Source organism: Ignavibacteriota bacterium, assembly GCA_016707525.1.
GTDB lineage: Bacteria > Bacteroidota > Ignavibacteria > UBA10030 > UBA6906 > JAGDMK01.
On the sequence record JADJHP010000009.1, the window covers coordinates 150,873 to 174,177 of the forward strand.

The following is a 23,305-nucleotide window of genomic DNA, read 5'->3' on the forward strand; positions in this document are numbered from 1 at the left end:
TCAATTGAGATCAAATCCGCTCCGCGGATTTGATCTCCACCCACCCGACCTTGCCATCCACCAGCCGGATGCGGAGCCACTGGCCGATCGAATCGGAGATGCGCACCTTCAGCCCGGCATGGATGACGAATGCATCACTGCTCTTCGCGTCGGGCGAGTTCTTCGCCGTGGCGATCGCCGCCGTGATCACGGCCTCTTCATTGCTGTTCGCGTCGATCACCTTGCCGCTGAAGATGGCCACTGCCATCACCACCATCACCCCGGTCGCGATCGAAGCGATCAGGCCCGACTTCCGCAGCGCATAGGTCCGCGCCAGCAGGATGAGGGCGACCGATCCCAGGAAGAACACCACCATCAGCCAGGTCAGCCACGTGATCGCATTCAGCGAGAATACATCCTTGATCCCGTCCCACCAGTCCCACAGGAACAGCCGCGGTGCCGGATCGATCCGGTCCACGATCTGCAGGTTGGCAAGCTGGAGATTGTGCCGCACATCATCGTCGGCAGGTAGGAACCGGAGAGCGCGCTCGAAATTCAGGATGGCCTTCCCCATGTTCCCCTGCTTGTAATACGCGTTGCCGAGATTGAAACAGATCTCGCCACCGGTATACCCCGCCTGCAGGATCGTCTCATAGGCGGCGGCAGGTTCGGCGAACTTCCCCTGCTGATACAGCGCATTCCCCTGCTGGTACCGTTGCTCCACCGTCTGCGCCTGCATCCCGATCGCCACACACATCACCGCAAGAAGAACGAGGATCCGTTTCATCGTGCCCTCAGTGTCCGTTCAACATCCACGATCACCCGCCGGGCATCGTCATAGGTCTTCTGCATCGCCGTCAACTCGAGGCTCGTCGGCGCGAACCTCGCCATGTCGCACGTCTCCAGCACGGATCGCAACGACGTCAGCAATTCTTCCGCCGCACCACGCTCACGGAGAACGGTGACGGCGCCCTCCACGGAGAACTCGGCCTGCGGAATGGTCAGCTTGTCGCCAAGGTACTTCCAGAGAGCCTTCGATATTTCCGCGTAGAAACGCAGGCGCTGGTTGGACGACGGTTCTCCCTTGCGCGGCGACTTCTCCTTCAACAAGTACTCCGCCTCGCGCAAACCCTTCTGTGCCACCTTCATCGCACGACGGTTCCGGTACCCGGCCTGATCGGCCATCACCACCTGCCGCTGCCGTGCGTACACCCAGGCACCAGCAAGGCCGGCGAATGGCAGCACCATCAGGATGATGAACAGGGGATCTTTATACAACCGGTCGCCCGGCCGCACGATCACCGGCGTACTCATCTTGATGAATCGGATATCCTGACTCAGCAGCCGCACATCCTCCCGGTTCACCCCCGAGATCACCGGGGCACTCCCGGCTGCGCCCTGCTCGACATTCAGGTCGATCTGCGGTGAACGGAGATGGACGTACTCACGCTTCTTGAGATCGAAGTAGGACATCGTGACCGGCTTGATGACCTTCAACCCCGGATAGCGCGGGATCATCAGGTACTCAAAGGTCTTGCTGCCGCTGACGCGACCCTGCGAACGGTTGATCGATTCGGTGACCTTCGGGCTGTACTGCTCGAAATCCGGCGGCAACTCCAACGCCGGCGCCTCGAGCAGCTTGATATTCCCCGTTCCGGACACCGTTACCTTCAGGCTCACCGGCTCATTCGAACGGGTCGATCTCTTGTCGATGCTGGTACTCATCGCAAATTGACCGATGGCACCCTTGAAGTCGGACGGTGCACCCCCGGGGAGGGGGTCGACCACCACCTTCACCGCTTCGCTCGCCGCGGTGTAGCTGACGTTGCGCCCGAACGGATCACGGAAGAAGGCCTCGAACGGATCATTCGATCGCGGGTTCTGCAACTGCACGGTCGTCTGCACTTCCATCGGCCCCACTTCGAGCGTCCCCGACTGCGTGGGAAACAACGCCACGCGCCTCAGAACACCCACGCGGTACGTCTTGCCGTTGATGGTCTCGTTGGTCAAACTGATGTTCTTGGGGATCTCGACATCCTCGCTCCAGAATCCCGTCATCGCCGGATTCTTGGACACGGCATAATTCACGACCGATACACGGGTGTACAGCTTGAAGACCAGGTTCACCTGGTCCCCCTGCATCACATGATTGCGGTCCACCACCGCACGCAGGAACAACTCCTCCGAAAGCCCCGCCGTGGGATCGCCGCCCTGCTGCTGACGGTTCTGACGCGGAGCGGCCTTCACGACCTGGATGGTGACGGGTGAACTCTTGAGCACGGCGCCGCCGGCTTCGATCGACGCAGGCCCGATGGTGAACGTGCCCATCTCCTTCGGCTGCAGGACGTACGCATACGTGACCGAGGACGACACGGACCCGTTGATGATCTGCATGCTTGTGGACTGGTTCGGGCCGGCCATGATGTGGAACTTGCTCATGTCGGGCAACTGGAGGTTCTTCCCGCCTCCGGCGAATTGCCCTTCCAGCGTGAGCACATAGTTGAATTGCTCGCCCTGGCCCACCGTGGTACGGTCCACGGAGGCCTCGAACCTCGCCGTCTGCGCCACGCCTGCAGCCCGGAACAGCACAAGGGCAACAAGGAGTCCGGTGACTGTCCGTCCCATCGCCTTACCAGTCCCTGTCTGTGCGCGCACGGCCCGCAGGTTTGGCCTGGCGTTTCTTCTGGATGTCGCGTTCATTGTTCTTCAGCACGTCAAGTATGCGTTCGGCGTCGGCTTTCGAGATCTGCTTCTCCTGCTGCTGCGGCTGACGCTGTTGCTGCTGGTCCTGTTTCTGGTCCTGCTGCTGTTGTTGCTGCTTCTGCTGGTCCTGCTGATCCTTGTTCTGCTGCTGTTGCTGCTGATTGTGTTTGTCCTTGTTCTGCTGCTTGTCTTTGTTCTGCTTGTTCTGTTGTTGCTGTTGTTGCTGCTGCTGTTGAAGCATGCGGAGCGCAGCGGACAGATTGTATTTCGCCTCCTGGTCGTCGGGGTTCAGCTTGAGCCCATCCACATACGCCTGGATGGCCTTCTGCGGCTGCTGCGCCTTCATCCAGGCGTTGCCGATGTTGTAGGAGGCATTCGCACGGGTCTGACTTTCGGTCGCCACCTGACGCGCCGCATCATACGCTCTCACGGCTTCATCGTACTTCCCCTGGCGGTACAGGGAGTTGCCAAGATTGAAATGGCCCTGCACGAGCTGTTGATCCTGTTCGAGTGCCTTGCGGTACTTGATCTCGGCGTCCGGAAAACGCTGATCATGATAGAAGTCATTGCCGCCGTTCACCAGCGAACGGACCGATTGCGCCCGCACCGGCAGGGCACACAACGCCAGACAGAGAAGCACCAGCACATGTCCTCGTGTCACGCCTTCACCTCCTCCTCGCGCCGCAGGAACCGTCCGAGCGACAGCCAGGGAGTCTTGTTCTCCGACAACATCAGTTCCAGGACCAGCAGGAGCAGCGCGAACGCAAGGAAGAACTGGAACCGGTCCTCGTAGTCCGTGAACTGCTTCACGCCGAATTCCCTCTTCTGCAACGCATTCACATCCTTATAGATGGCATCGAGTTCATCCTGCGACGTTGATGCCCGGAAATACTTCCCCTTGCCGATCAGCGCAATGCGCTCGAGCGACGCTTCGTCCAGCTTCGTCACAACGACCGCACCCATGCGGTCACGTTTGAAATCACTCACCCCCGCATTGGTCATCAACGGGATCGGTGCGCCCGTGGGCGAACCCATGCCGATGGTATAGATCATCACCCCTTTGGCCACCGCGGCCTCGGCCGCCTCAAAGACATCGCCATCGGTGTTCTCGCCGTCCGTGATCACGACGATCACTTTCGTCGTCGGATCCTTGAGATCGAACGATGCCATCGCCTGCTCGATCGCCGAACCGATGGCGGTGCCGGGGATGGAGACCGCGTCCACGTCGATCGCATCCAGGAACAGATTCGCCGCACTGTAATCCGTGGTGAGGGGGAATTGCGTATACGCCTTCCCGGCGAACACCACGAGCCCGATCCGGTCCCCGCCCAACCGCGCGATCAGATTGCGGATCTCCAGCTTCGCCTTCTCGAGGCGGTTCGGCTTGATGTCCTCGGCCTTCATGCTGAGCGACAGATCCAGCACCAGAAAGATCTCTACGCCCTCCTGCTTCACTTCTTCAAGACGCGTCCCCACCTGCAGGTCCGCGAGCGCAAGGATGAGCACGGCGACAATGAGAAGCTGGAGCCCGAACTTCACCGGACGTTTGAACGTGCTTGCCGCCGGGGCAAGCCGCGCGAGCATCGCCGGGGCCGCGAACTTCGCGGCCGCACCCTTCCGGAGACGCCACATCCACCATCCCAGCGCAAGCAGCACCGGAATGACGGCCAGGAGCATCAGGTATTCTTCATGGACGAACCGGACCATCACGGCACCTTCCTGAGGATGACCCCGGAGACCAGGAGCTCGAGCAGCAGCGCCGCCAGCGCCAGCCATGCCCACGGAGTGAACCGCTCGGTATACGAACGGTACGACTTCACTTCGATGCGGGTCTTCTCCAGCTGGTCGATCTCTTCATAGATCTGTTTCAACGCGCGGTTGTTCTTCGCACGGAAATACTTCGCGCCGGTCATCTCTGCGATCGCGGACAGGGTCTTCTCATCCACGTCCACCGGCACATTCTGATAGCGCGTTCCGAACGGCGTCTGGACCGGATACGGCGCTTCACCGATGGTCCCGACGCCCACGGTGTAGATCCTGATGTCGAACGTCTGCGCGATCTGCGCCGCCGTGATCGGGTCGATCTCGCCGCGGTTGTTCACACCATCGGTGAGCAGGATCATCACTTTGCTCTTCGCCTTACCGTCCTTCAGACGGTTCACGCCCTGGGCGATGGCCATGCCGATGGCGGTGCCATCCTCGACCATGCCCGGCTCCACCTGGCGTAACAGATCCTTCAGGACCCGGTAGTCCGTGGTCATCGGACACTGCGTGAAACTCTGCCCGGCGAAGATCACCAGCCCGATACGGTCATTCCGGCGGCCGTCGACGAATTCCTGCGCCACGGCCTTCGCCGCCTTGATACGGTTGGGCTGGAAATCCTCGGCCAGCATACTGCCGCTGATGTCGAGTAGCATGGCGATGTCGATGCCTTCCGTGTAGATATCCTCGCCCTGCGACGTCGTCTGCGGCCGGGCCATGCCCACGATCACGGCAGCAATGATGACCATGCGGAGGACCATGGGTCCATGGCGCAACCGTTCCCGCCACGTCGGCTTCACCCCCGCAAATGCATCCAGCGTGGAGAAACGCACGTCGCTGAACGCCCGGCGGTGCCGCCGGATGTACCAGGAGACCAGCAGGGGAATGATGATCAGCCCCCAGAGGAATTCCGGGTTGGCGAACGTCGTGTTAGGATGCCACATTGTCCGCACCCTTCTCCGCGACAGCGACCGGCGTCATATCCACGATCTTCGTGCGGTCGACGAACACATACACGGCCTCCATCGCCTGCTCGTGTTCGCTCATCGAAGGCGTATGCTTGGCGAACTTCACAAGGTCCGCCGTCCGCAGCACCGATTCCGTGCTGTGCAACAGTTCAGTTCCCGGCCGGAGCTTGCGGAGCCCCTCTATGATCTCGTCGGTGGTCTCTTCCAGCGCGGGCATCGCGTACCTGTTCTCGAAGTAGCGCCGGAGTATCTCCGTCAGTTCCGAGTAATACTCCTTCACCTGCCCCGCCTGCCAGAGCTTCTTCGCCTTCAATGCTCCCAGCTCTTCCAGGGCGATCGCATGCGCGGGCCGGGGCGGCGGAACGAATCCGTCGTCGCCTCTCGCCGCCTTGCGCTTCTTCCAGAAACGGTAGCCGAAATACGCGAGCGCAAGGATGACCAGGATGATCCCGCCATACAACCCGATGTCCTCCCATGCAAGCGGAAGCGACATGATCGGACGAAGGTCCTTGATGTCCTTGGAGGTATCCGGCGGCACCGTGGTGATGGTCACCGCCAGCTCGTTCGTCTGCGCATGGTGCGATGCCGTATCCCCCGGGAGAAAGAACAGGAAAGGCATCGACGGGATGGTGGCATCACCCGAGTCGTACTTCGCGAGGACGAACTCCGCCCGCGACGTGGAATCAGTGATCTTCTGCACCCCCGACTGTCCGAGTACCGTGAACCCGCCGATGGAATCGGCCACCAGGGGCTGCAACGTCAGGCCGGGCGTATGGAACACATCCACATGCACGATGATGCGGTCGCCGACAAGGTAGACCGTCGAGTCGATGTGCGCGCGCACGGATGCGCGTTGCGCATGGAGGCGTGTCACGGAGCCCTGAAGCAAGAGCATCGCGGCCATCAGCACCAGAAGAGCCACCCGGCGGCATGCACCAGTCATCATAGCCTGCTCTCCCGGCGCTTGAAGAAATCCACGATCGGTTTGATGTACGGACGGTCGATGCGCACCGGGATCGCATCCACTTTGCTGCGGAGGAAAAGACTGCGGCGCTGGTCGCGGCGGTCCTTCCAGTACTTCACGAACGACGCACGCACGGCACGGTCCGACGTGTCCACCCACCGCTCACGGCCCGACTCCGCATCGGTAAACTTCATGAGTCCCGACTCCGGAAGCGATTCTTCGCGCGGGTCGGACAATTCCACCGCGATCACGTCATGCTTCTTGCTGATGATGCGGAGGATCTGGTCGTACCCATCGTCGATGAAGTCCGAGATCACGAACGCGATCGTGCGCTTCTTGTGCACATGGTTCAGGTACTCGAGCGCACCACGGATGCTGGTACCGCTCCCTTGCGCCTGGAACGAGATGAGTTCGCGGATGATGCGGAGGATGTGTGCACGCCCCTTCTTCGGAGGGACGAACTTCTCGATGCGGTCGGTGAACAGGATGAGGCCGACCTTGTCGTTGTTCTTGATGGCGGAGAACGCGAGCACGGCACAGATCTCGGCGGCGATCTCGTTCTTCATCGCCTGCGCCGTGCCGAACTGTCCGGACCGGCTGAAGTCCACGACCAGCATCACCGTCAGCTCGCGCTCTTCTTCGAAGATCTTCACGAACGGATGGTTGAAGCGCGCCGAGACGTTCCAGTCGATGCTCCGGATGTCGTCGCCGTACTGGTACTCCCGCACCTCGGAGAACTCCATCCCCCGTCCTTTGAAGACGGAGTGGTATTCGCCGGAGAAGATCTGATTGACCAGGCCGCGGGTCTTGATCTCGATCTGGCGGACTTTTCTTAAGAGATCACGGGTTTCCATGTGACCTTACGGTACTTCGATCTTGTTCAACACTTCCTGCACCACCGCCTCGGAGGTCACTTCTTCCGCCTCGGCCTCGTACGTGACCGCCACACGATGGCGGAGCACATCCAGACTCACCGCCCGGACATCCTCCGGGATCACGTAGCCGCGGCGCTTGATGAAGGCGTACGCCTTCGCACCGAGCGCAAGATTGATCGATGCACGCGGCGACGCTCCGTAACTGATGAGCTGCGCCAGATTGTTGAGGTTGTAAGCCTTCGGATTACGCGTGGCAAAGACGATGTCCAGGATGTACCGCTCGATCTTCTCATCCATGTAGATCTCGCCCACCGCCTCGCGCGCACTGATGATGTCCTCAGGCTTCACGACCGCACTCGGGGTCTTGAGCGCTCCGGCCACATTCGCCCGCATGATCTGCAACTCTTCGTCCTTCGTCGGATACCCGATCTTCACCTTCAACATGAACCGGTCGACCTGTGCTTCGGGAAGCGGATACGTTCCCTCCTGCTCGATCGGGTTCTGCGTCGCCAGCACCAGGAACGGCTCCGGAAGCTTGTAGGTGTTCTCGCCGATCGTCACCTGACGCTCCTGCATGGCCTCGAGGAGCGCGCTCTGCACCTTCGCCGGAGAACGGTTGATCTCGTCCGCCAGGATGAAGTTCGCGAAGATCGGCCCCTTCTTCGTCTGGAAGGACGCGTCCTTCTGATTGAAGATCATGGTGCCCACAAGGTCGGCAGGCAAGAGGTCCGGCGTGAACTGGATCCGCTGGAATTTTGCCTGAATGGCCGCCGCAAGGGTCTTGACGCTGAGCGTCTTGGCCAGGCCGGGCACGCCTTCAAGTAGGATATGGCCATTGGAGAGGAGACCGACCAGGAGCCGTTCGACCATGTATTTCTGGCCGACAATGACCTTGCCGAGCTCGTTCTGCAGAATATCCACAAAGGCGCTTTCGCGCTGGATCTTTTCGTTGATGGCCTTGATGTCGAATGCCATGGAACCTCCAGGTGTCACAGGGGATCGTTGCTGAAATCGAATAAGAAATTTACAAAAATGGGGGGTGAAATGAAAGAAGCCGGGCAGAACACACCAATGCCGCACAATTCCCCGGATCGCATATTGGACACGCTCCAGGGCCGCAAGGTTGACCGATACGATCCTGGCAGGAGGATTTTGCATTCCTCACACTTTGCCCCCCTCCGGCCCGACATCCATCAGGGCGCCCCCCGGAGTTCCCGGCAGACCGGAACAAGCTGCGGCAGGGATCATTCGATATCGATGTCCATTTTCCGGTGGACTCTGGCGGCGCCATACGGTATCGTTGATGCAGTATGGCGCCGTTGCCGTACGATCGGTTGGACATCATGAAGGATCATGCCCATGCACACACTCCCCTCACGCGCCGTGATGGAGCGCGCGTATCAGCAGAGCGACGTCACCTACGACGGCGTCTTCTATCTCGGCGTCCGCACGACCGGGATCTTCTGCAAACCCTCCTGCGGCGCGCGCAAGCCATTCCCGAAGAACGTCGAGTTCTTCGCAACCACGAAAGAGGCACTCTTCGCAGGGTACCGCCCGTGCAAACGGTGCAAGCCGATGAGTGCAGCCGGTGCACCACCAGCGTGGGTGGCCGAATTGCTGGCACTGGTCGACCGTTCACCGGATGCACGCGTGCGGGATGGCAATATCCGGAAACTCGGGATCGACCCGGCGCGGGCGCGACGCTACTTTCAGAAGAACTACGGTATGACATTCCAGGCATACAGCCGGGGCCGGAGACTGGGGAAGGCCTTCGAGCAGATCAGGCTGGGGAAACGATTGGATGATGTGACGCTCGGCCACGGCTATGATTCACACAGCGGTTTCCGGGAGGCGTTCGCAAAGACCTTCGGGACCCCACCCGGAAAAGCGCACCGTTCAGAATGTTTGCTGGTCACGTGGATAGAGAGTCCGCTGGGCCCGCTGATTGCCGGCGCAACGGAGAAGCATCTGGTGCTGCTGGAATTCACCGACCGGCGTATGCTGGATGCACAGTTCGTGACCCTGCGGCGTGCCTTCAAACGTCCGATCGTTCCGGGGAACAATGCGATCCTGAAGAACCTCCGTGATGAACTCGCCCTCTACTTCCAGGGGAAGCTGCGCACGTTCAAGGTGCCGCTTGAATATCCCGGGAGCCCGTTCCAACAGAAAGTGTGGGATGAGCTGCGCCGCATTCCCTATGGAACCACGATCTCCTACGAGGACCTCGCAGAGCGCGCAGGGACGCCCAACGCCCAGCGTGCGGCGGGAAGCGCGAACGGGAAGAACCGCATCGCGATCGTGATCCCCTGTCACCGCGTGGTGAACAAAAGCGGCAAACTCGGTGGGTACGGCGGCGGACTCTGGCGGAAACAACGATTGTTGGATATCGAGCAGGGCCGCTAGCGCGACCAACCCGGACGCGCCGCTGTTCTCCTTCCGCGACCAACCCGGACGCGACGCTGGCTCCTTCCGCAACCGGGGTACCCACACTGCCACGCGCTTCTCGCCATAAGCCTGGCCGGTCACCCCCGCGGGCACCGCGTTTCCAACTCCCCCGCCCGCAGCAGGAACGCCGCCAGGGCTCTGTTCTTGCGTACAGCAAGCGCTTCTTGCACCGCGATCATCGGGATCCTGCGCCCGGCCACAGGTGCGGCGGTAAACCGCCGCGCCCCGGCGATCATGACCTCGCAATCCTGCACCTCCCCCATGAGCGTCTGATACTCACCCATCCATTGCTTCGTTGCCTTCGGGAACCCTCCGATCAACGGCGCCAGGACTTCCACCGCATAGCGCAGTTTCTTGAACGACACACGCAACGTGTGGATCGTGGATGCGTCGGCAGCGTTCACATTGCGGAGGGCCCGCACCGCACGGACAGAGATCCGTGCCATCGCACCACGCAACACCGCGGGCATCGCCGACGCAAGGACCGGGTCCGCGCCAACGGCGAACAACGATTGCTGCACGGTGGCCACCGACCGTTCAACAGACCGTTCATCCATGGACCGCAGGGAGGCCCCACACTCCCGGAGCAGCAAGACCTCCCGTTTGCGCAATGCCCCCATGTACACCCTCACCGCCGGCACAGCCCGCTGAAGCTCCCGCGCGGCAAGCAGCGAGATGTGAATGTCCCGCACGGCGTTGAACCCTTTGAGCGATCTCCGGAGCTTCCGGCACAGCGGAGCCACTCCGGCATCAGGAACGATCTCCTTCGCCAGATCCAGGACCGCGATGAGCCGGCGCATCGACACACGCAGGTCGTGGATCGCAGGCTCCGTTGCCCGCGTGCGCGCCTGACGCAACCGGAGCATGAACACGCCAAGCCGGTCGTCCAGCGCCCCGCTTACCACCCGCACCGCATCGACCCGGGAAGATGCAACGCCAGATGACTGTACCGCGCTCTGCGTCCTTGTCTCCACCCTTCGTGGCGCCCTTGCTTCCACCCTCCCTCGCGACCCTGTCTTCGTCGTTCCTGGCGTTCCCGTCCTCACCGATCTGCGCGTCACTGTCTTCGCTCTTCCCGGCATCCTCTTCCTGGCGTTCTTGTCTTTGCCTTCTTTGCGTGCTCGCGTTGCCATCTATTCCCCCACCACCAATTTCACACCGTACACCTCCTCGAACATGTCGGCCTTCTTCGCGAGCGCCCACTTCTCCAGCAACAGATCCCCATCGCCACGCAGCGTGAGCATGAACTTCGGCTTCTTGTAGTCCGTCTCGATGGTATGCACCTTCGAGGCATGCTCATTGTCCATCGCATCCGCCATGCGGAGCAACGCGGCGAGCTTGGAAACCACCATGCGCTCCTTCGGCGACAACGCCCGGTAGGCATCATGCGCCTGCTTGGGCAGCGACTTCCGGTGATACCGCGCGACGTTCGCAATGACCGCCACCTGATCGCGCGTCAGTCCGATCATCGGCGTCGCCATCAGCAGATACTGCGTATGCTTGTGATGGTCCGCCGCTCCGATGAACTGCCCGATATCATGGAGGAGCGCCGCGACCTCCAGGAAGAGACGATGCTCGGGGCCAAGACGGTGCAGATCCTTCGTACGGTCGAAGAGCTGTCCGGCAAAACGGGACACCGTGAGTGCATGCGGCTCGTCGAACTGATACTTCCGCCCCACCTGCACCGCCGACGCCACGACCTGTTCACGGCGCAGATGCTTCCGATCGCCATACAGGTCCTCGACGATGTCCAGGAGCAGTCCGTCTTTCAGCCCGACCCGTGGCACGATCAACTGGCTCGCGCGCGAGATGCGCAGGATCTTCTGAATGATCAGGGCAGCCGGTACGATCACGTCGGCGCGGTCCGGACGGAGTCTGAGCTGTTGCACCCGTTCCTGGTACGTCAGGGACGTCAGCTTCGCAACCAGAACATCCAACTCCCCGGCCGGGATCACCGTGTCCTTTTCGGCGCCGAGCAGTTCCTTCCGCAGGTCACCCAGGGATTCCAGATTGCCGCCGGTACCGATGCACAGATCGATCTTCCGGTCGCCGATCTCCCGGCTGATCCGGCGCTGCGTCGCATCCACGTATTCCTGGATCAACTGCTGGACCTGCCGCTCATCCACCGACCGCTCACCGAGGGTGCGGAGCAATCGTACGGACCCCATCCGGTAACTTGCCGTGGACAGGATCTCGCCGTCTGCGGCCAGGGTGATCTCCGTGCTGCCTCCGCCAATGTCCACCAGGACCGCAAAACGCTCGTGCAGGTCCACGCGCTCTTTCACCGCAAGATGGATGAGGCGCGCTTCCTCCTCGGGCCCGATGATGCTGATCTCCAATCCCGTGGCCTGCTGCACGCGGTCCAGAAAGATCTCCCGGTTCACGGCATCACGCATGGCACTGGTCGCCACCACGCGGACATGTTTCGCCCCGCGGCCATCGATCGCCTGGCGGAAGCGAAGGAGCGCGTCGCAGGCGACCTCCATGGTCTTCTCGGTGATGACACCGGTCGTGAAGACATCCTGCCCCAGGCGGACCGGTTCACGCAGCATATCCAGAACGGTGATCTGCTTCTCGGCGTCCACGGAAGCGATGGACAGCCGCATGGCATTGGAACCTATATCAAGAGCAGCAAGTGTCGGCATGATCTTCAGAGATTGTGTGCCCGAATATACATATCCGAGCGGTGAAAAACACGGGGCGCTGACGGTTGCCTTCGGCGTGGAAATGGGGTATCATAAGAAATGAAAAACCGTATGCACCCCCCACGTGACTGATCAAGCCCCTTCCCCCAACCGTCCGTATTATGGCGCGCTTTTCGCTGTCGTCGTGTGGGGCGCCTCGTTCATTGCCACCAAGATCGCCCTCCACGACGTGCAACCGATGACCGTCGTCTGGCTTCGCTTCGGGATCGGCGTGCTGGTGCTCTCACTCGCCGTCCCCCTGCGTCATGAGTTCTTCATCCCCACCGCAGCCGACCTCCGCAGCTTCGCACTGCTCGGGCTCCTCGGCATCACCGTCCACCAGTGGCTGCAGGTGGAAGGACTCGTGACCTCGCTGGCCTCGACCACCGCCTGGATCATCACGGCGATCCCGTTGGTCACCGCCATCGTTGCCCGTGTCGTGCTCGACGATCCCCTGCACCGGAATCACATCATCGGGATCCTCGTCGGTGCCCTGGGCGTCTTGCTCGTTGTCTCGCGCGGCGATTGGCACCGGCTCACCGATGGGGCGTTCGGTGCACCCGGAGACGTCCTCGTCGGGTTGAGCACCATCACCTGGTCACTCTTCTCGGTCTACTCGCGCAAAGCCCTGCACCGCCACCGCGCGGCACCCATGACACTCTACGTCATGGGGAGCGGATGGCTGTTCACATCGGTCTTCTGGCTCATGAAGGACGGACCCGCAGATCTGGCGAAGCTTTCGTCCGGGGGATGGGTAGCGATCGGATTTCTGGGTGTGCTGTGCTCCGGACTTGCCTACATCTACTGGTATGATGCTCTCAAGGCATTGCCCGTGGCGCAGGTGAGCAGTATGCTCTACGTCGAACCGATCGTCACGATGTTCGTGGCAGCGGCCCTGCTGAACGAACCGGTCACGATCGCAGCACTCGTGGGTGGTGGGGTCATCATGGTGGGGGTGAAGATCGCAACGCTCCGGCAGGGAAGTACGCCGTAGAGATTTACTGAGAAGCACATCATGAAAACAAGAAGAGAGATGTGAGGCCGGGAGCGCTACTGCCGCCAGCCTCACTTCTCTCTTCTTGCCAAACTCACAACTGCCTTCTGCCTATTTGGACAGCGATCCCACCAACGCCTCGAACTCCGCTTCTGCCGCTGCGATGCTCTTCTCGGGACCCGTCATCTTGAAGAACACGGAACCCTGCGGGCCTGCCACGATGGCACCGAGCAAACGGTAACCGGGCTTCTTCCCCATCGACTGCATCATGGGACCGGACGGATTCAGGTACGCACCGCCGATACGCACGGTGGACACTTCCATGCCGTTCACCTGCTTCGTGCCTCTGTCCGGTCCGCTGGTCGGTTCGAACTGGCCGACCCAACGGTCGATGTTCGATGTCACATCCCCGCCGGCACCCGGGCCAAAATAGAATACCGCACACTCGGCACCTTCCGTGTCACCTTCCGCCGCCGGAATGGCATACGTGGCCGCCCGCATCGGCCGCTCGGTGCCGGGTACCCAACGCTGCGGTACGCCCCACGATACACCTGCAACCGACCCCTTCCCCTCTCCCATCGCCACCGAACCAGTGGTGTCCTTCTTGCATCCGGCAAACACCAGAAGACCGGCGAATACAACCAGCGCGACATACTGCTTCATCGAATTACTCCCTTCGTGAAAAGTAAGTGTGACACGGTATGCATCAAAGTACCATTCATGAGAGTCTGAATCAAGAGCGGGTGGCATCATCCACGGTCCGATGGATCGATCGCCGGTGACGGTCCACCCATGCCGCCCACAACACGAAGAGCCAGCTGGCATTCCCCGCAACCGCGATCATCCCTGCATCCGGTGGCGGTGGCCCGAACACATTGGCAGCATAGATCCCGACAAGAACCACCAAAAGCCCACCCAGGCCATACGACCCGATCCGGTCTTTCGCCTTCGTTCCCCGGGTATACAAAAACGCTCCACCCGCAAGAAGTCCGAGCTCCAGGAACAGTGTCACCGCCAAGGAATTCCACCCCCCCAAACCGACCCGTGCATCTCCCACGACATTGAGCGGAAGATCGGGTCTGTGCACGACGAGGTCAAGGACCCAATGGCTGACAACAGCCAGGCCAACAACAAGTGCACTCATCCAGGATCTCTTCAGGGCAAAGTAGATCCCACCCACCACGAGACCCCAGAGCACCACACCGACGAGGCTGTGTGATATCGGATAATCATAGAAGTCGAGCGGTGTGACCACGGTGTTCCCCGGGTCGATGCGCACATGCTCCAGCCCGGCCAAGAGCAGCACCGGCCAGAGGAGGTCGATGAATTGTGACGCCATCACAAGCGTGCCAAGTGACGTGTTCGGGGTCGCGCGCTTTGCGCCGAGAGCAACGGCATAGTGGCCGAGGAACATGGGACGTATTCTCCTTCCTGACGGTGAGAGGCCGCGTGAAACCGGCATGGGTCTGTCTGCGAAATGCCGGCGTTCGGATCGTGTTCTGAGAACATTCAAAGCATGCAAAGAGTTGCCGGACCAACACAGCAGAAATCCGGGAAAATCCGTATCTTGTGCCGCACTCATACACACACTCAGCGGACTTTGCTATGCAGATCGGTATCGTCGGACTCCCGTTTTCGGGGAAATCAACGCTTTTTCAGGCCATTACACGCACCCACATCGACCCCGCCTCACTCTCGCGCGGGGAAGCGCACCAGGGGATCGTCAAGGTGCCGGATGTACGCCTCGACAAACTGACCGGGTTCTTCTCCCCCAAGAAGACGGTTCATGCCACCATCGAATTCGTGGATGTGGTCGGCCTCAAGAAGGGCGAATCAGGGTCCACACAGTTCACGACGAACTTCCTCGGCAACGTGAAGAACGTCGATGCCATGGTGCAGGTCGTCCGCCTGTTCGCCGATCCCTCCGTCCCCCACCCCGATGGCTCGGTGGATATGATGCGCGACATCTCCACGTTCGAGACGGAGTTCATCCTCGCCGACCTCGGGATGCTGGAGAACAGGATCGACAAGATCAAGAAGCAGCTTCAGAAGCTCGCGGATGAGACCCTGAAACGTGAACTCCCCCTGCTGGAACGCTGCCACGGCTTCCTCGAACAGGAAAAGCCGCTGCGCGATCAGGAGTTCACGAAGGAAGAACTGGTCATGCTCCGCACGTACCAGCTGCTGACCCTCAAGCCGATGCTCATCGCGCTGAACCTTGACGAGACCCAGCAATCGACCGCCGCCAAAGCGGTCACCGATGTCGCCGCAAAGAAATCCGGAAAACAGACGAAGGTCCTCGCCTTCTACGGCAAGATCGATATGGAGATGTCCGAGCTGTCAGCCGAAGAAGCGAAGGCATTCATGGGCGAATACGGGATCACCGAGTCGGCGCTCGACACGCTCATCCGGGAATCCTATCTGCTCCTCGGCGTCCAATCGTTCCTGACCGCCGGCGAAGACGAGTGCCGCGCCTGGACGATCCGCAAGGGGATGACCGCACAGGAATCTGCCGGCGTGATCCACTCGGATTTCTACAATAAGTTCATCCGCGCGGAGGTGGTGCACTACGATGACCTCGTTGCTGCCGGAGGGTCGTTCGCAAAAACGAAAGAAGCAGGCGTGTGGCGACTCGAAGGGAAGGAATATATCGTCAAGGACGGCGACATCATCTCCGTACGGCATTCCTGACCGCACAAGAACTCACGGACATCCCGACGCCGCCCCTCACCGGGCGGCGTCAACGTATCAGAGATACCCTCCGTACATCGGTCCCCACAGCACTCCGGACCCGCACAAGATACACACCCGATGCCAACCGGTCCGCATGGAACCGCACACGCACGATCTCCCCTCCCACGGCGACATCATCGTACAACACCCCGATCTCCTGCCCGAGCAATGAGTGAACGGTCAGCGTGACGTGCCCGGTATGACGGACGGAGAATGGGATCGTCGTGGTGCTGTTGAAGGGATTGGGATAGTTCGCCATCAGGGTCATCTCACGAGGTACGAGCGCCGGTGTCTCCACCGACGTCGGCGCAAGGAGCCCCGCCTGCTGCCAGGCATACTGCCAGAGCGACGCAAGCACGACGGTCGCTTCCTGCACGAGCTGGATGGTCATCGTATCGGTGCTCGCCCAGAGGTTCGCATAATACGTCGACGAGTAACTCCCTCCGCTCGCCAGCTTCGCTCGTGTATCCGCGTGCAGGATGGAATCGACAAGCGTCTGCGAGCGGAGGATGTACGAGAAGATATACCGGTACGGATCGGTGACCGGCTGGAGCTGTCCCTTGCTCACGACCAGAGCCGATTTGTACGTGCTGATCATGCTCGACTCATACCGTGAGTGGATGCCGTTGTTGCCGGTCATCGCTCCATCATAATTCTGCGTGCAATGCAGCGGCTGAAAGACATCGCCGACATAATGCCCGACGTCGGCAGCGGTCTGGTACGCCTTCGTCCAATCGCCACGCTTCGCCTGCGCCGTCAGGGAATCCACCGCCCACAGGGTCGCCCACGGCAATATGCCGTTCTCTTTCACCGTCGGCCAACCATACTGCACCACCAGTGCGCTGAGAGACGTCGGCAACTGCGCGTAGTCGGGGTACCAGTCGATGTCCAGGTAATGCTTGGGAGCCTCGGCCGTGTCCGCGGATTTCCGGCTGTCCGCATCGCTCGCATGGCTCGCAAGATACGACTGCTGGGCAGCAAGGGTTGCCATTTCCGGCGGAAGATGAATGACCGCATTCCGGTTGATGATCTGGTGCACAGTGCTGCCCCATCCGAAGGCACACCGGGGAGTCGCCCCGGCAAGCAAGGCAAGACACAGCACGGAAACGTACACGCGATGGCATTGTGAGAGCGGGAGGGGCGTCATTCCATGGTACCGTTGTATGGCAGATCAGTGAGGGAGCGAAGCGAGCACCCGCTTCGCGCGGGAATGGAACGCCGGTGTTCCATAGGGGAGTTGTTGTTCAATGACGAGCCGGAGCTCACGGCCCAGTTCCGGTTCCTGGCGCACCACCCGCTCCAGAACGGTCATGGCACAGGCCCTGACGGCAATGGGTGACGAAGGCGATGCGAGTTCGTCAAAACACACGGTGGCTACTTCACCGAGCAGACGCGACGGGATCTCCACGAACTGCAGGGCCCGGATGACATTCCGGCGTGCCGCATCGTGCACGCCGGGCTGGCGCATCTTCTTCATCAGCCTGGCGAGCCAGGGCTGGAGGAGCTTCCCACGGTCATCCGCCAGCACACCCACGACCCACGCTGCCCGCTGGGTCAGGAGCGGGTCATCCCCCAGAAAGATCTCCACCAACACCTTCACCCGCGACGGATCATGGCCTATCCACTGCACGATCCGGTCGGTGTTCTTTCTCGAGTGCTCGAGCAGGAGTTGTTTTTCTACGTCCATCATGATCTCAGAGGCAGTGAAGAGTGAATAATGAAAGGTAACGATCGTGCGGCAAGAACCCGGCTCCCGTCGGTCACCCGCCTTTTCTCTCTCAGCTCTTCACTCTTCACTTCTTGAAAGGGGTTGTTGCTGCGTCAAACAATGCAATGTCCCCAGCCCCCACACCAGATCCACCGCATGGATGCCTACGACGGGCCGGTCGGTGAAGAGCTCGCTCAACGTCCCGAGCGCAATGCGGTCGTTCGGATCGTTGAACGTCGGAACAATGACCGCCGCATTGGCGATGTAGAAATTGGCGTAACTCGCCGGGACCCGCTGACCGTCAAAGATGAGCGGGGCAGGCATCGGAAGCAGAACAACCTCGGGGCGCGATCCGTCCGCGAGCCGCGCACCCTGCAGACGTTCGAAGTTTTCCCGCGAGATACGGTGGTTGGGATCCTTCGGGTCCTTCTCATCCACCAGCACGACCGTGCGGTCGTTGACGAACCGGCAGAGGTCGTCCACATGCCCGTGGGTATCATCTCCCGCAATACCATCGCCGAGCCAGATCACCTGCTCCACGCCCAGATGCGCACGGAACACATCCTCATACTCAGCACGACGGAATCCCGGATTACGGACCTGCACGGTAGGATGCAACAGGCATTCTTCCGTCGTGAGCAGTGTGCCCTTGCCGTTCACATCGATGCTGCCGCCTTCGAGAACGACCTCACGCCCTTGGTGCTTCACCGTGACCAATGGCTTCTTCAGTTTCTGCGCAGCGCGCGGCGGCACTCCATCATCCTTCTTCCAATCAGGATACTTCGCCCACGCGGAGAACCGGAACCGGAGCACGGACGTCGCCCCCCGTTCATCGCACACGAACATCGGCCCCATGTCGCGCGTCCAACCGCGATTCGTCGGGAACCGGAAGAACGCCACCTGCGCAAGATCCACGCCTGCACGCTCAAGGACACGGCGCGCTTTCCCTTCATGCGCGGCATCGTTCACGATGATGCGGAGGATCTCGCCCGGCGTGATCTTGCGTGCCATCTCACCGAAGACCCACGGGATGGGAGCGAACTTGCCGGGCCAATCGGTGACGTTCGCGGGCCAACTGATCCACGTGGCCTCGTGCTTCTCCCACTCGGCCGGCATATGTGTTGCAGCGTGCATGGTCGTCGTGCTACCCTGTCGTTCGTTCATCCTCAGCGGTAATACCGGCGCGTGATGTCGCCGTACATATCGATCCGGCGGTCGCGCAGGAACGGCCAGTTCCGGCGGATGTTCTCCAGATGCGCCGGATCCACTTCCGCCACAAGCACTTCTTCTTTGTCCGTGGAGGCTTCGGCGATCACGACACCCTGCGGATCGCAGATGAAGGACGAACCCCAGAATTCTATGCCCGGCGAATCCGCAACCTGCTTCTCGAGGCCGATGCGATTGGCGGCGGCGACATACACCCCGTTCGCGATCGCGTGTCCGCGCTGGACGGTCTGCCATGCCTCACGCTGTGCCTTCCCATACTGCTCCTTCTCGTACGGATGCCAGCCAATGGCCGTAGGATAGAAGAGTACCGACGGATCCTGCAGCGCAGAAAGGCGAGCCCCCTCGGGAAACCACTGGTCCCAGCAGATCAGTGTCGCCACCCGTCCGAACTTCGTGGTGCATGCCTGAAACCCGCGGTCACCGGGTGTGAAGTAGAATTTCTCATAGTACGCAGGATCGTCGGGAATATGCATCTTCCTGTAGAATCCCACCGTGGACCCGTCGGCGTCGATCGTGGCTGCACTATTATAGTAGATGCCTGCACCGGCACGCTCATAGACCGGTGCGATGATCGCCACACCGTGCTCGCGCGCCACGGCCGCCAGCGCATCCGTGGTTGGTCCCGGGAACGGCTCGGCAAGATCGAACAACGCCACGTCCTCACGCTGACAGAAGTACGGCGAGCGGAAGAGCTCGGGCAAACAGATGACCTGTGCCCCCTGCTTCGCCGCCTGGCCGATCATCGCGATCGCTTTGGCAAGGTTGGCGCCGGTGTTGGATGACATCGACATCTGCACCAGGCCGATTCGGAACGGAGTATTCTGCGACATGGGTTCCACTTTCACTGTACGGGAAAAGTGGTATAACATACGGAAAAGCGAGGAGAGGGGAAAGAGGGAGGATCAGCCCTCCGGCGTGCCACGGAACTGCCGGCCACGCGCACGCCCCCGCGCCAGGGACGCGAACACCCCGAGCGTACAGAGCGCGGCCGAAACGCCAAAGGCGATCCGGATCGCCACAAGCAACTGCGTGTGCACCGCAGGTGACAACTGCACCGGCCCGATCACAATGGCAAAGATCATCATCGCAATGCCGATGCTGAACGTCTGTCCCGTCATCCGCATCGTCGCCAGGGCGCCGGCTGCAACACCATAGACCTTCCGATCGACCGACCCCATGACGGCATTGGAGTTGGGCGATGAGAACATCGCAAAGCCGAGGCCGACCATCGCAAGCGCTCCGACAAGCACCGGTATGGGAACGGTCTCGGACAGCATGGAAAAGTACGTGAGGCCCACCACGATCAATGCCATCCCCCCCGATGCAACAATGCGAGGCTCAATGCGGTCAGACCACCTCCCGGCGAACGGTGACCCGATCGCCATCACGATGGGCTGGGCAAGCAGGACCATCCCCGTCTGCTGTGGCGTGAAACCGCGGACATGCATCAGATACAGACTCATCAGGAACCCGATCGAGAACGTCGCCCCATAATTGATGAACGCGGCGAGATTCGAAAGGGCAAAGACCCTGTTGTGCCGGAAGAGCGAGACGTCAAGAATGGGACTCGCTGCGCGTGTTTCCCAGTACACAAAGAGCGCAAGGGCAAGCACCCCCGATCCGAGAATGATCGCGCCATCGATCCCCGGCAAGCGGGAGAATCCATACATCAACGCGACAAGCCCGAGACAGTAGGCTACCGTGCCCGTGACATCGAACCGCGCACCACGTGCCTCGATCCATTCTCCCCTCATCTTCGCGATCACGAGCACTACCATGAGAAGCCCGAGCGGCACGTTCACAAGGAAGATGCTCCGCCAGCCAAGCTGCTGCGTCAACACCCCGCCGATCGTCGGGCCAAGCGAGAGTCCGACATAGACCGAGGCCGTGTTGATCCCGAGCGCCTTCCCCCGTTCCTCCGGAGGAAAGACCGATGTCAGGACAGCCATGCCGGTTCCGGACATCATGGACGCGCTCACCCCCTGCAGGACCCGCCCGGCAAGAAGGAGAGCGAAGGTCGGCGCGATGCCGCATAGGAACGAAGACAGGGTGTGCAGGACGATGCCCCCCAGAAAGACCCGCCGCCGGCCGTAGATATCCGCCAGACGGCCAACGGGGATCAACAGCACCGAAGACGTCAGCAGGTACGCGGTCGGGATCCAACCCAGGAGCACTGCATCGGCGCCCATTTCCGTACCGATCGTGGACAATGCGACGTTGATGGAGGATCCCATGAAGGGCGTCAGGAACGATGCCAGGCTCGCGACGAGCAGGGCGGTTTCCTTGCTGAACGCGTGTGAAGGGTGGGGCTCGGTGGTGCCGGTCATCCGGTAAACATACGGAGGGCTTTGTGGAGATGCAAGATTGTTGCTATATTGCACGATCCACCACCAACAACGAGGTACCGATGGCACGCTGCACAGTGGCTCTATTGCTCCTGGTGTTCTCTGCTACGCTCCTGCAAGCTCAGCCCGAACGTATCGACAGCGCCGCAGTGGCATTGATAAAAGAAGAAGGACTTCAGCATTCTCAGGTGATGCCGCTGCTGTCATCGCTCTGTGACGTGTACAGCCCACGACTGACCTGGTCCCCCGAATATACCCGCGGCGCGGATTGGGTGAAGAAGACCTTTGCCACATGGGGGATCACGAACGTCTCCTACGATCGATGGGCTCCACTCGGCCGTGGCTGGACACTGAAGAATTTCTCGGCGATGGTCACCTCGCCTGTCCCCTTCCCGGTCATCGCCTACCCCTCAGCCTGGTCGCCGGGATTCAAGGAGAAGGAAGCAGAGGTCGTCTATCTCAACGCATCCGATCCTTCGGAACTCGAACGCTATAAAGGAAAACTCAAAGGGAAGTTCGTCCTGCTCTCCGATCTTGCCGATGTACGCCCGCACTTCACGCCACAGGCAACACGCCTGGCGGATTCGGTGCTTCTCAGGATGGCGAATGCGGACATCCAGGGTGGGCGCAGGGGTGGACGGCGCTTCCCGCGGCTCGACCGCATGACACCCCAGGCGATCGATTCGGCACTCATCGCCATCGCACAAGCATCCCCCGATGTGGATACGGCGGCGATGCGCGAGCGCTTCTCCGGCATGCGCATGACCCCGCGCAAGCTCCTGTTCGCGCAGGAAGAAGGCGCGATCGCGGTGATCACACCCGGCAACGGCGACGGCGGAACGATGCTCGTCCAGTCCGCGACGGTCCCGCAACCGCAGGACGTCCCCCGCGAACAACGCATCCCGGCGTACGATGCGAAGGCAACCTCCTTCATCCCGCAGGTCGTCTTCGCCGCAGAGCATTACAACCGTATCCTCCGCTCGATCAAGCTCGGCGAGAAGGTGACACTCGAGATGGAACTCCAGGTCGAGACGACGAAGGCGGACTCCAGCTTCAATGTGATCGCGGAGATCCCCGGCACCGACCTCAAGGATGAGATCGTGATGATCGGCGGACACTTCGATACCTGGCACGCAGGGACCGGCGCAACGGACAACAACTCCGGCGTTGCAGCATGCATGGAAGCCGCACGCATCCTGAAAGTGCTTGCCGAAAGGAACGGACTGAAGACGCGCCGGACGATCCGGATAGGATTCTGGGGTGGAGAAGAGCAGGGACTCTTCGGATCGCGGGAGTACGTCTCCGAGTTCTTCGCACAGCGCGAGGGAGACCAGGGATTTGGAGGACCCGGCGGGCCGGGCGGAACCCCGGAGATCACAAAGAAGGCCGGGTTCGACAAACTGTCGGTCTACTTCAATCACGACAATGGCACCGGACGTCTCCGCGGCATCTACCTCCAGGGTAATGAAGCCACCCGGCCGATCTTCCGCCGTTGGCTCACGGCATACGGGGACCCCACGATCCAGACGATCACGATCCAGAACACCGGCGGCACGGACCATCAATCGTTCGATGGCGTCGGCCTCCCAGGGTTTCAGTTCATCCAGGACCAGATCGAATACGACTCACGTACGCATCACTATAATATGGATGTGTACGAACGTCTCATTGGCGAGGACATGAAGCAGGCAGCGACGGTGATCGCATTCTTCACCTGGCAGGCAGCGAACCGGGACGGGCGATTCCCGCGCAAATAGCAACCGTAGCACTCATTAACACATATCCCGCCCCATCGCGGAAGTGCGAGATCGTATCTTGCATTTCTCGATGGGGCGGGACACTTTCCACCACACCCTGCAAACTCAGCCGCGTATATGCATTCTTGTGGCAGCGGCGCAGCCCAGCGGGCGGTCCACACC

21 protein-coding genes are annotated in these 23,305 nt (G+C 60.9%); 4 read left to right on the forward strand and 17 right to left on the reverse strand.

The features are described 5' to 3' along the window. Positions 1-10: 10 nt before the first annotated feature. Genes IPI01_15215 through IPI01_15250 form a run of 8 tightly spaced genes read right to left on the reverse strand, consistent with a single transcriptional unit; the run spans position 11 to position 8,225 of the window. Positions 11-766, reverse strand: coding sequence for a tetratricopeptide repeat protein (locus tag IPI01_15215; GenBank protein MBK7259117.1), 756 nt, complete (start codon positions 764-766; stop codon positions 11-13). Beyond that, on the reverse strand, positions 763-2,604 hold the full coding sequence (locus IPI01_15220) for a protein BatD (protein ID MBK7259118.1): 1,842 nt from the start codon (positions 2,602-2,604) through the stop codon (positions 763-765). Before IPI01_15220 ends, IPI01_15215 begins: the two co-directional genes overlap by 4 nt. A gap of 4 nt (positions 2,605-2,608) precedes the next feature. Continuing rightward, complete coding sequence (locus IPI01_15225; protein ID MBK7259119.1) at positions 2,609-3,343, reverse strand: tetratricopeptide repeat protein; 735 nt, start codon at positions 3,341-3,343, stop codon at positions 2,609-2,611. After that, positions 3,340-4,389, reverse strand: coding sequence for a VWA domain-containing protein (locus tag IPI01_15230; protein MBK7259120.1), 1,050 nt, complete (start codon positions 4,387-4,389; stop codon positions 3,340-3,342). The genes IPI01_15225 and IPI01_15230 overlap by 4 nt, the downstream gene beginning before the upstream one ends. Next, positions 4,389-5,387: a VWA domain-containing protein gene (locus IPI01_15235; GenBank protein MBK7259121.1), complete on the reverse strand. Its 999-nt coding sequence runs from the start codon at positions 5,385-5,387 to the stop codon at positions 4,389-4,391. Before IPI01_15235 ends, IPI01_15230 begins: the two co-directional genes overlap by 1 nt. Further along, complete coding sequence (locus tag IPI01_15240) at positions 5,374-6,357, reverse strand: hypothetical protein (GenBank protein MBK7259122.1); 984 nt, start codon at positions 6,355-6,357, stop codon at positions 5,374-5,376. Before IPI01_15240 ends, IPI01_15235 begins: the two co-directional genes overlap by 14 nt. Beyond that, positions 6,354-7,229: a DUF58 domain-containing protein gene (locus IPI01_15245; protein ID MBK7259123.1), complete on the reverse strand. Its 876-nt coding sequence runs from the start codon at positions 7,227-7,229 to the stop codon at positions 6,354-6,356. Before IPI01_15245 ends, IPI01_15240 begins: the two co-directional genes overlap by 4 nt. Positions 7,230-7,235: 6 nt before the next feature. Continuing rightward, complete coding sequence (locus tag IPI01_15250; protein ID MBK7259124.1) at positions 7,236-8,225, reverse strand: MoxR family ATPase; 990 nt, start codon at positions 8,223-8,225, stop codon at positions 7,236-7,238. A 411-nt stretch (positions 8,226-8,636) separates the two neighbouring features. Here IPI01_15250 and IPI01_15255 point away from each other — a divergent pair, with 411 nt between their 5' ends. Then, positions 8,637-9,653 carry a bifunctional transcriptional activator/DNA repair protein Ada gene (locus tag IPI01_15255; GenBank protein ID MBK7259125.1) on the forward strand — a complete coding sequence of 339 codons (1,017 nt, stop codon included), beginning with the start codon at positions 8,637-8,639 and terminating at the stop codon, positions 9,651-9,653. A gap of 119 nt (positions 9,654-9,772) precedes the next feature. Here the strand turns inward: IPI01_15255 and IPI01_15260 are convergent, their stop codons facing one another. Continuing rightward, positions 9,773-10,669, reverse strand: a complete 897-nt coding sequence (locus IPI01_15260; protein MBK7259126.1) for a CHAD domain-containing protein — start codon at positions 10,667-10,669, stop codon at positions 9,773-9,775. Positions 10,670-10,828: 159 nt separating this feature from the next. Further along, positions 10,829-12,340 carry a Ppx/GppA family phosphatase gene (locus IPI01_15265; protein MBK7259127.1) on the reverse strand — a complete coding sequence of 504 codons (1,512 nt, stop codon included), beginning with the start codon at positions 12,338-12,340 and terminating at the stop codon, positions 10,829-10,831. A gap of 124 nt (positions 12,341-12,464) precedes the next feature. Between IPI01_15265 and IPI01_15270 the strand changes: the two genes are divergently transcribed. Then, a complete protein-coding gene (locus IPI01_15270; GenBank protein MBK7259128.1) occupies positions 12,465-13,373 on the forward strand; it encodes a DMT family transporter in 909 nt (302 codons plus the stop codon). A gap of 111 nt (positions 13,374-13,484) precedes the next feature. Here the strand turns inward: IPI01_15270 and IPI01_15275 are convergent, their stop codons facing one another. Together IPI01_15275 and IPI01_15280 are read right to left on the reverse strand one after the other, a co-directional pair. Further along, on the reverse strand, positions 13,485-14,036 hold the full coding sequence (locus tag IPI01_15275) for a hypothetical protein (protein MBK7259129.1): 552 nt from the start codon (positions 14,034-14,036) through the stop codon (positions 13,485-13,487). 70 nt (positions 14,037-14,106) lie between these two features. Continuing rightward, positions 14,107-14,787 (reverse strand): hypothetical protein, encoded by a 681-nt coding sequence (locus IPI01_15280; protein ID MBK7259130.1) that lies wholly within the window; start codon positions 14,785-14,787, stop codon positions 14,107-14,109. A 191-nt stretch (positions 14,788-14,978) separates the two neighbouring features. Between IPI01_15280 and ychF the strand changes: the two genes are divergently transcribed. After that, a complete protein-coding gene (gene ychF / locus IPI01_15285; protein ID MBK7259131.1) occupies positions 14,979-16,064 on the forward strand; it encodes a redox-regulated ATPase YchF in 1,086 nt (361 codons plus the stop codon). A gap of 49 nt (positions 16,065-16,113) precedes the next feature. Here ychF and IPI01_15290 read toward each other — a convergent pair whose 3' ends face one another. The 5 genes from IPI01_15290 to IPI01_15310 form a co-directional block, all read right to left on the reverse strand. Next, positions 16,114-17,145 (reverse strand): T9SS type A sorting domain-containing protein, encoded by a 1,032-nt coding sequence (locus tag IPI01_15290; GenBank protein ID MBK7259132.1) that lies wholly within the window; start codon positions 17,143-17,145, stop codon positions 16,114-16,116. A 132-nt stretch (positions 17,146-17,277) separates the two neighbouring features. After that, positions 17,278-17,796 (reverse strand): hypothetical protein, encoded by a 519-nt coding sequence (locus IPI01_15295; GenBank protein MBK7259133.1) that lies wholly within the window; start codon positions 17,794-17,796, stop codon positions 17,278-17,280. A gap of 96 nt (positions 17,797-17,892) precedes the next feature. Continuing rightward, a complete protein-coding gene (locus tag IPI01_15300; protein MBK7259134.1) occupies positions 17,893-18,948 on the reverse strand; it encodes an agmatine deiminase family protein in 1,056 nt (351 codons plus the stop codon). A 32-nt stretch (positions 18,949-18,980) separates the two neighbouring features. Then, entirely contained in the window at positions 18,981-19,871 is an 891-nt protein-coding gene (locus IPI01_15305; protein ID MBK7259135.1) for a carbon-nitrogen hydrolase, read from the reverse strand. A 72-nt stretch (positions 19,872-19,943) separates the two neighbouring features. Then, the gene (locus tag IPI01_15310; protein MBK7259136.1) at positions 19,944-21,368 is read right to left on the reverse strand and encodes an MFS transporter; all 1,425 of its coding nucleotides are present in this window, start codon (positions 21,366-21,368) and stop codon (positions 19,944-19,946) included. Positions 21,369-21,448: 80 nt separating this feature from the next. On the opposite strand from IPI01_15310, the gene IPI01_15315 reads away from it, so the two are divergent. Continuing rightward, positions 21,449-23,143 carry a M20/M25/M40 family metallo-hydrolase gene (locus IPI01_15315; GenBank protein ID MBK7259137.1) on the forward strand — a complete coding sequence of 565 codons (1,695 nt, stop codon included), beginning with the start codon at positions 21,449-21,451 and terminating at the stop codon, positions 23,141-23,143. Positions 23,144-23,305: the final 162 nt, after the last annotated feature.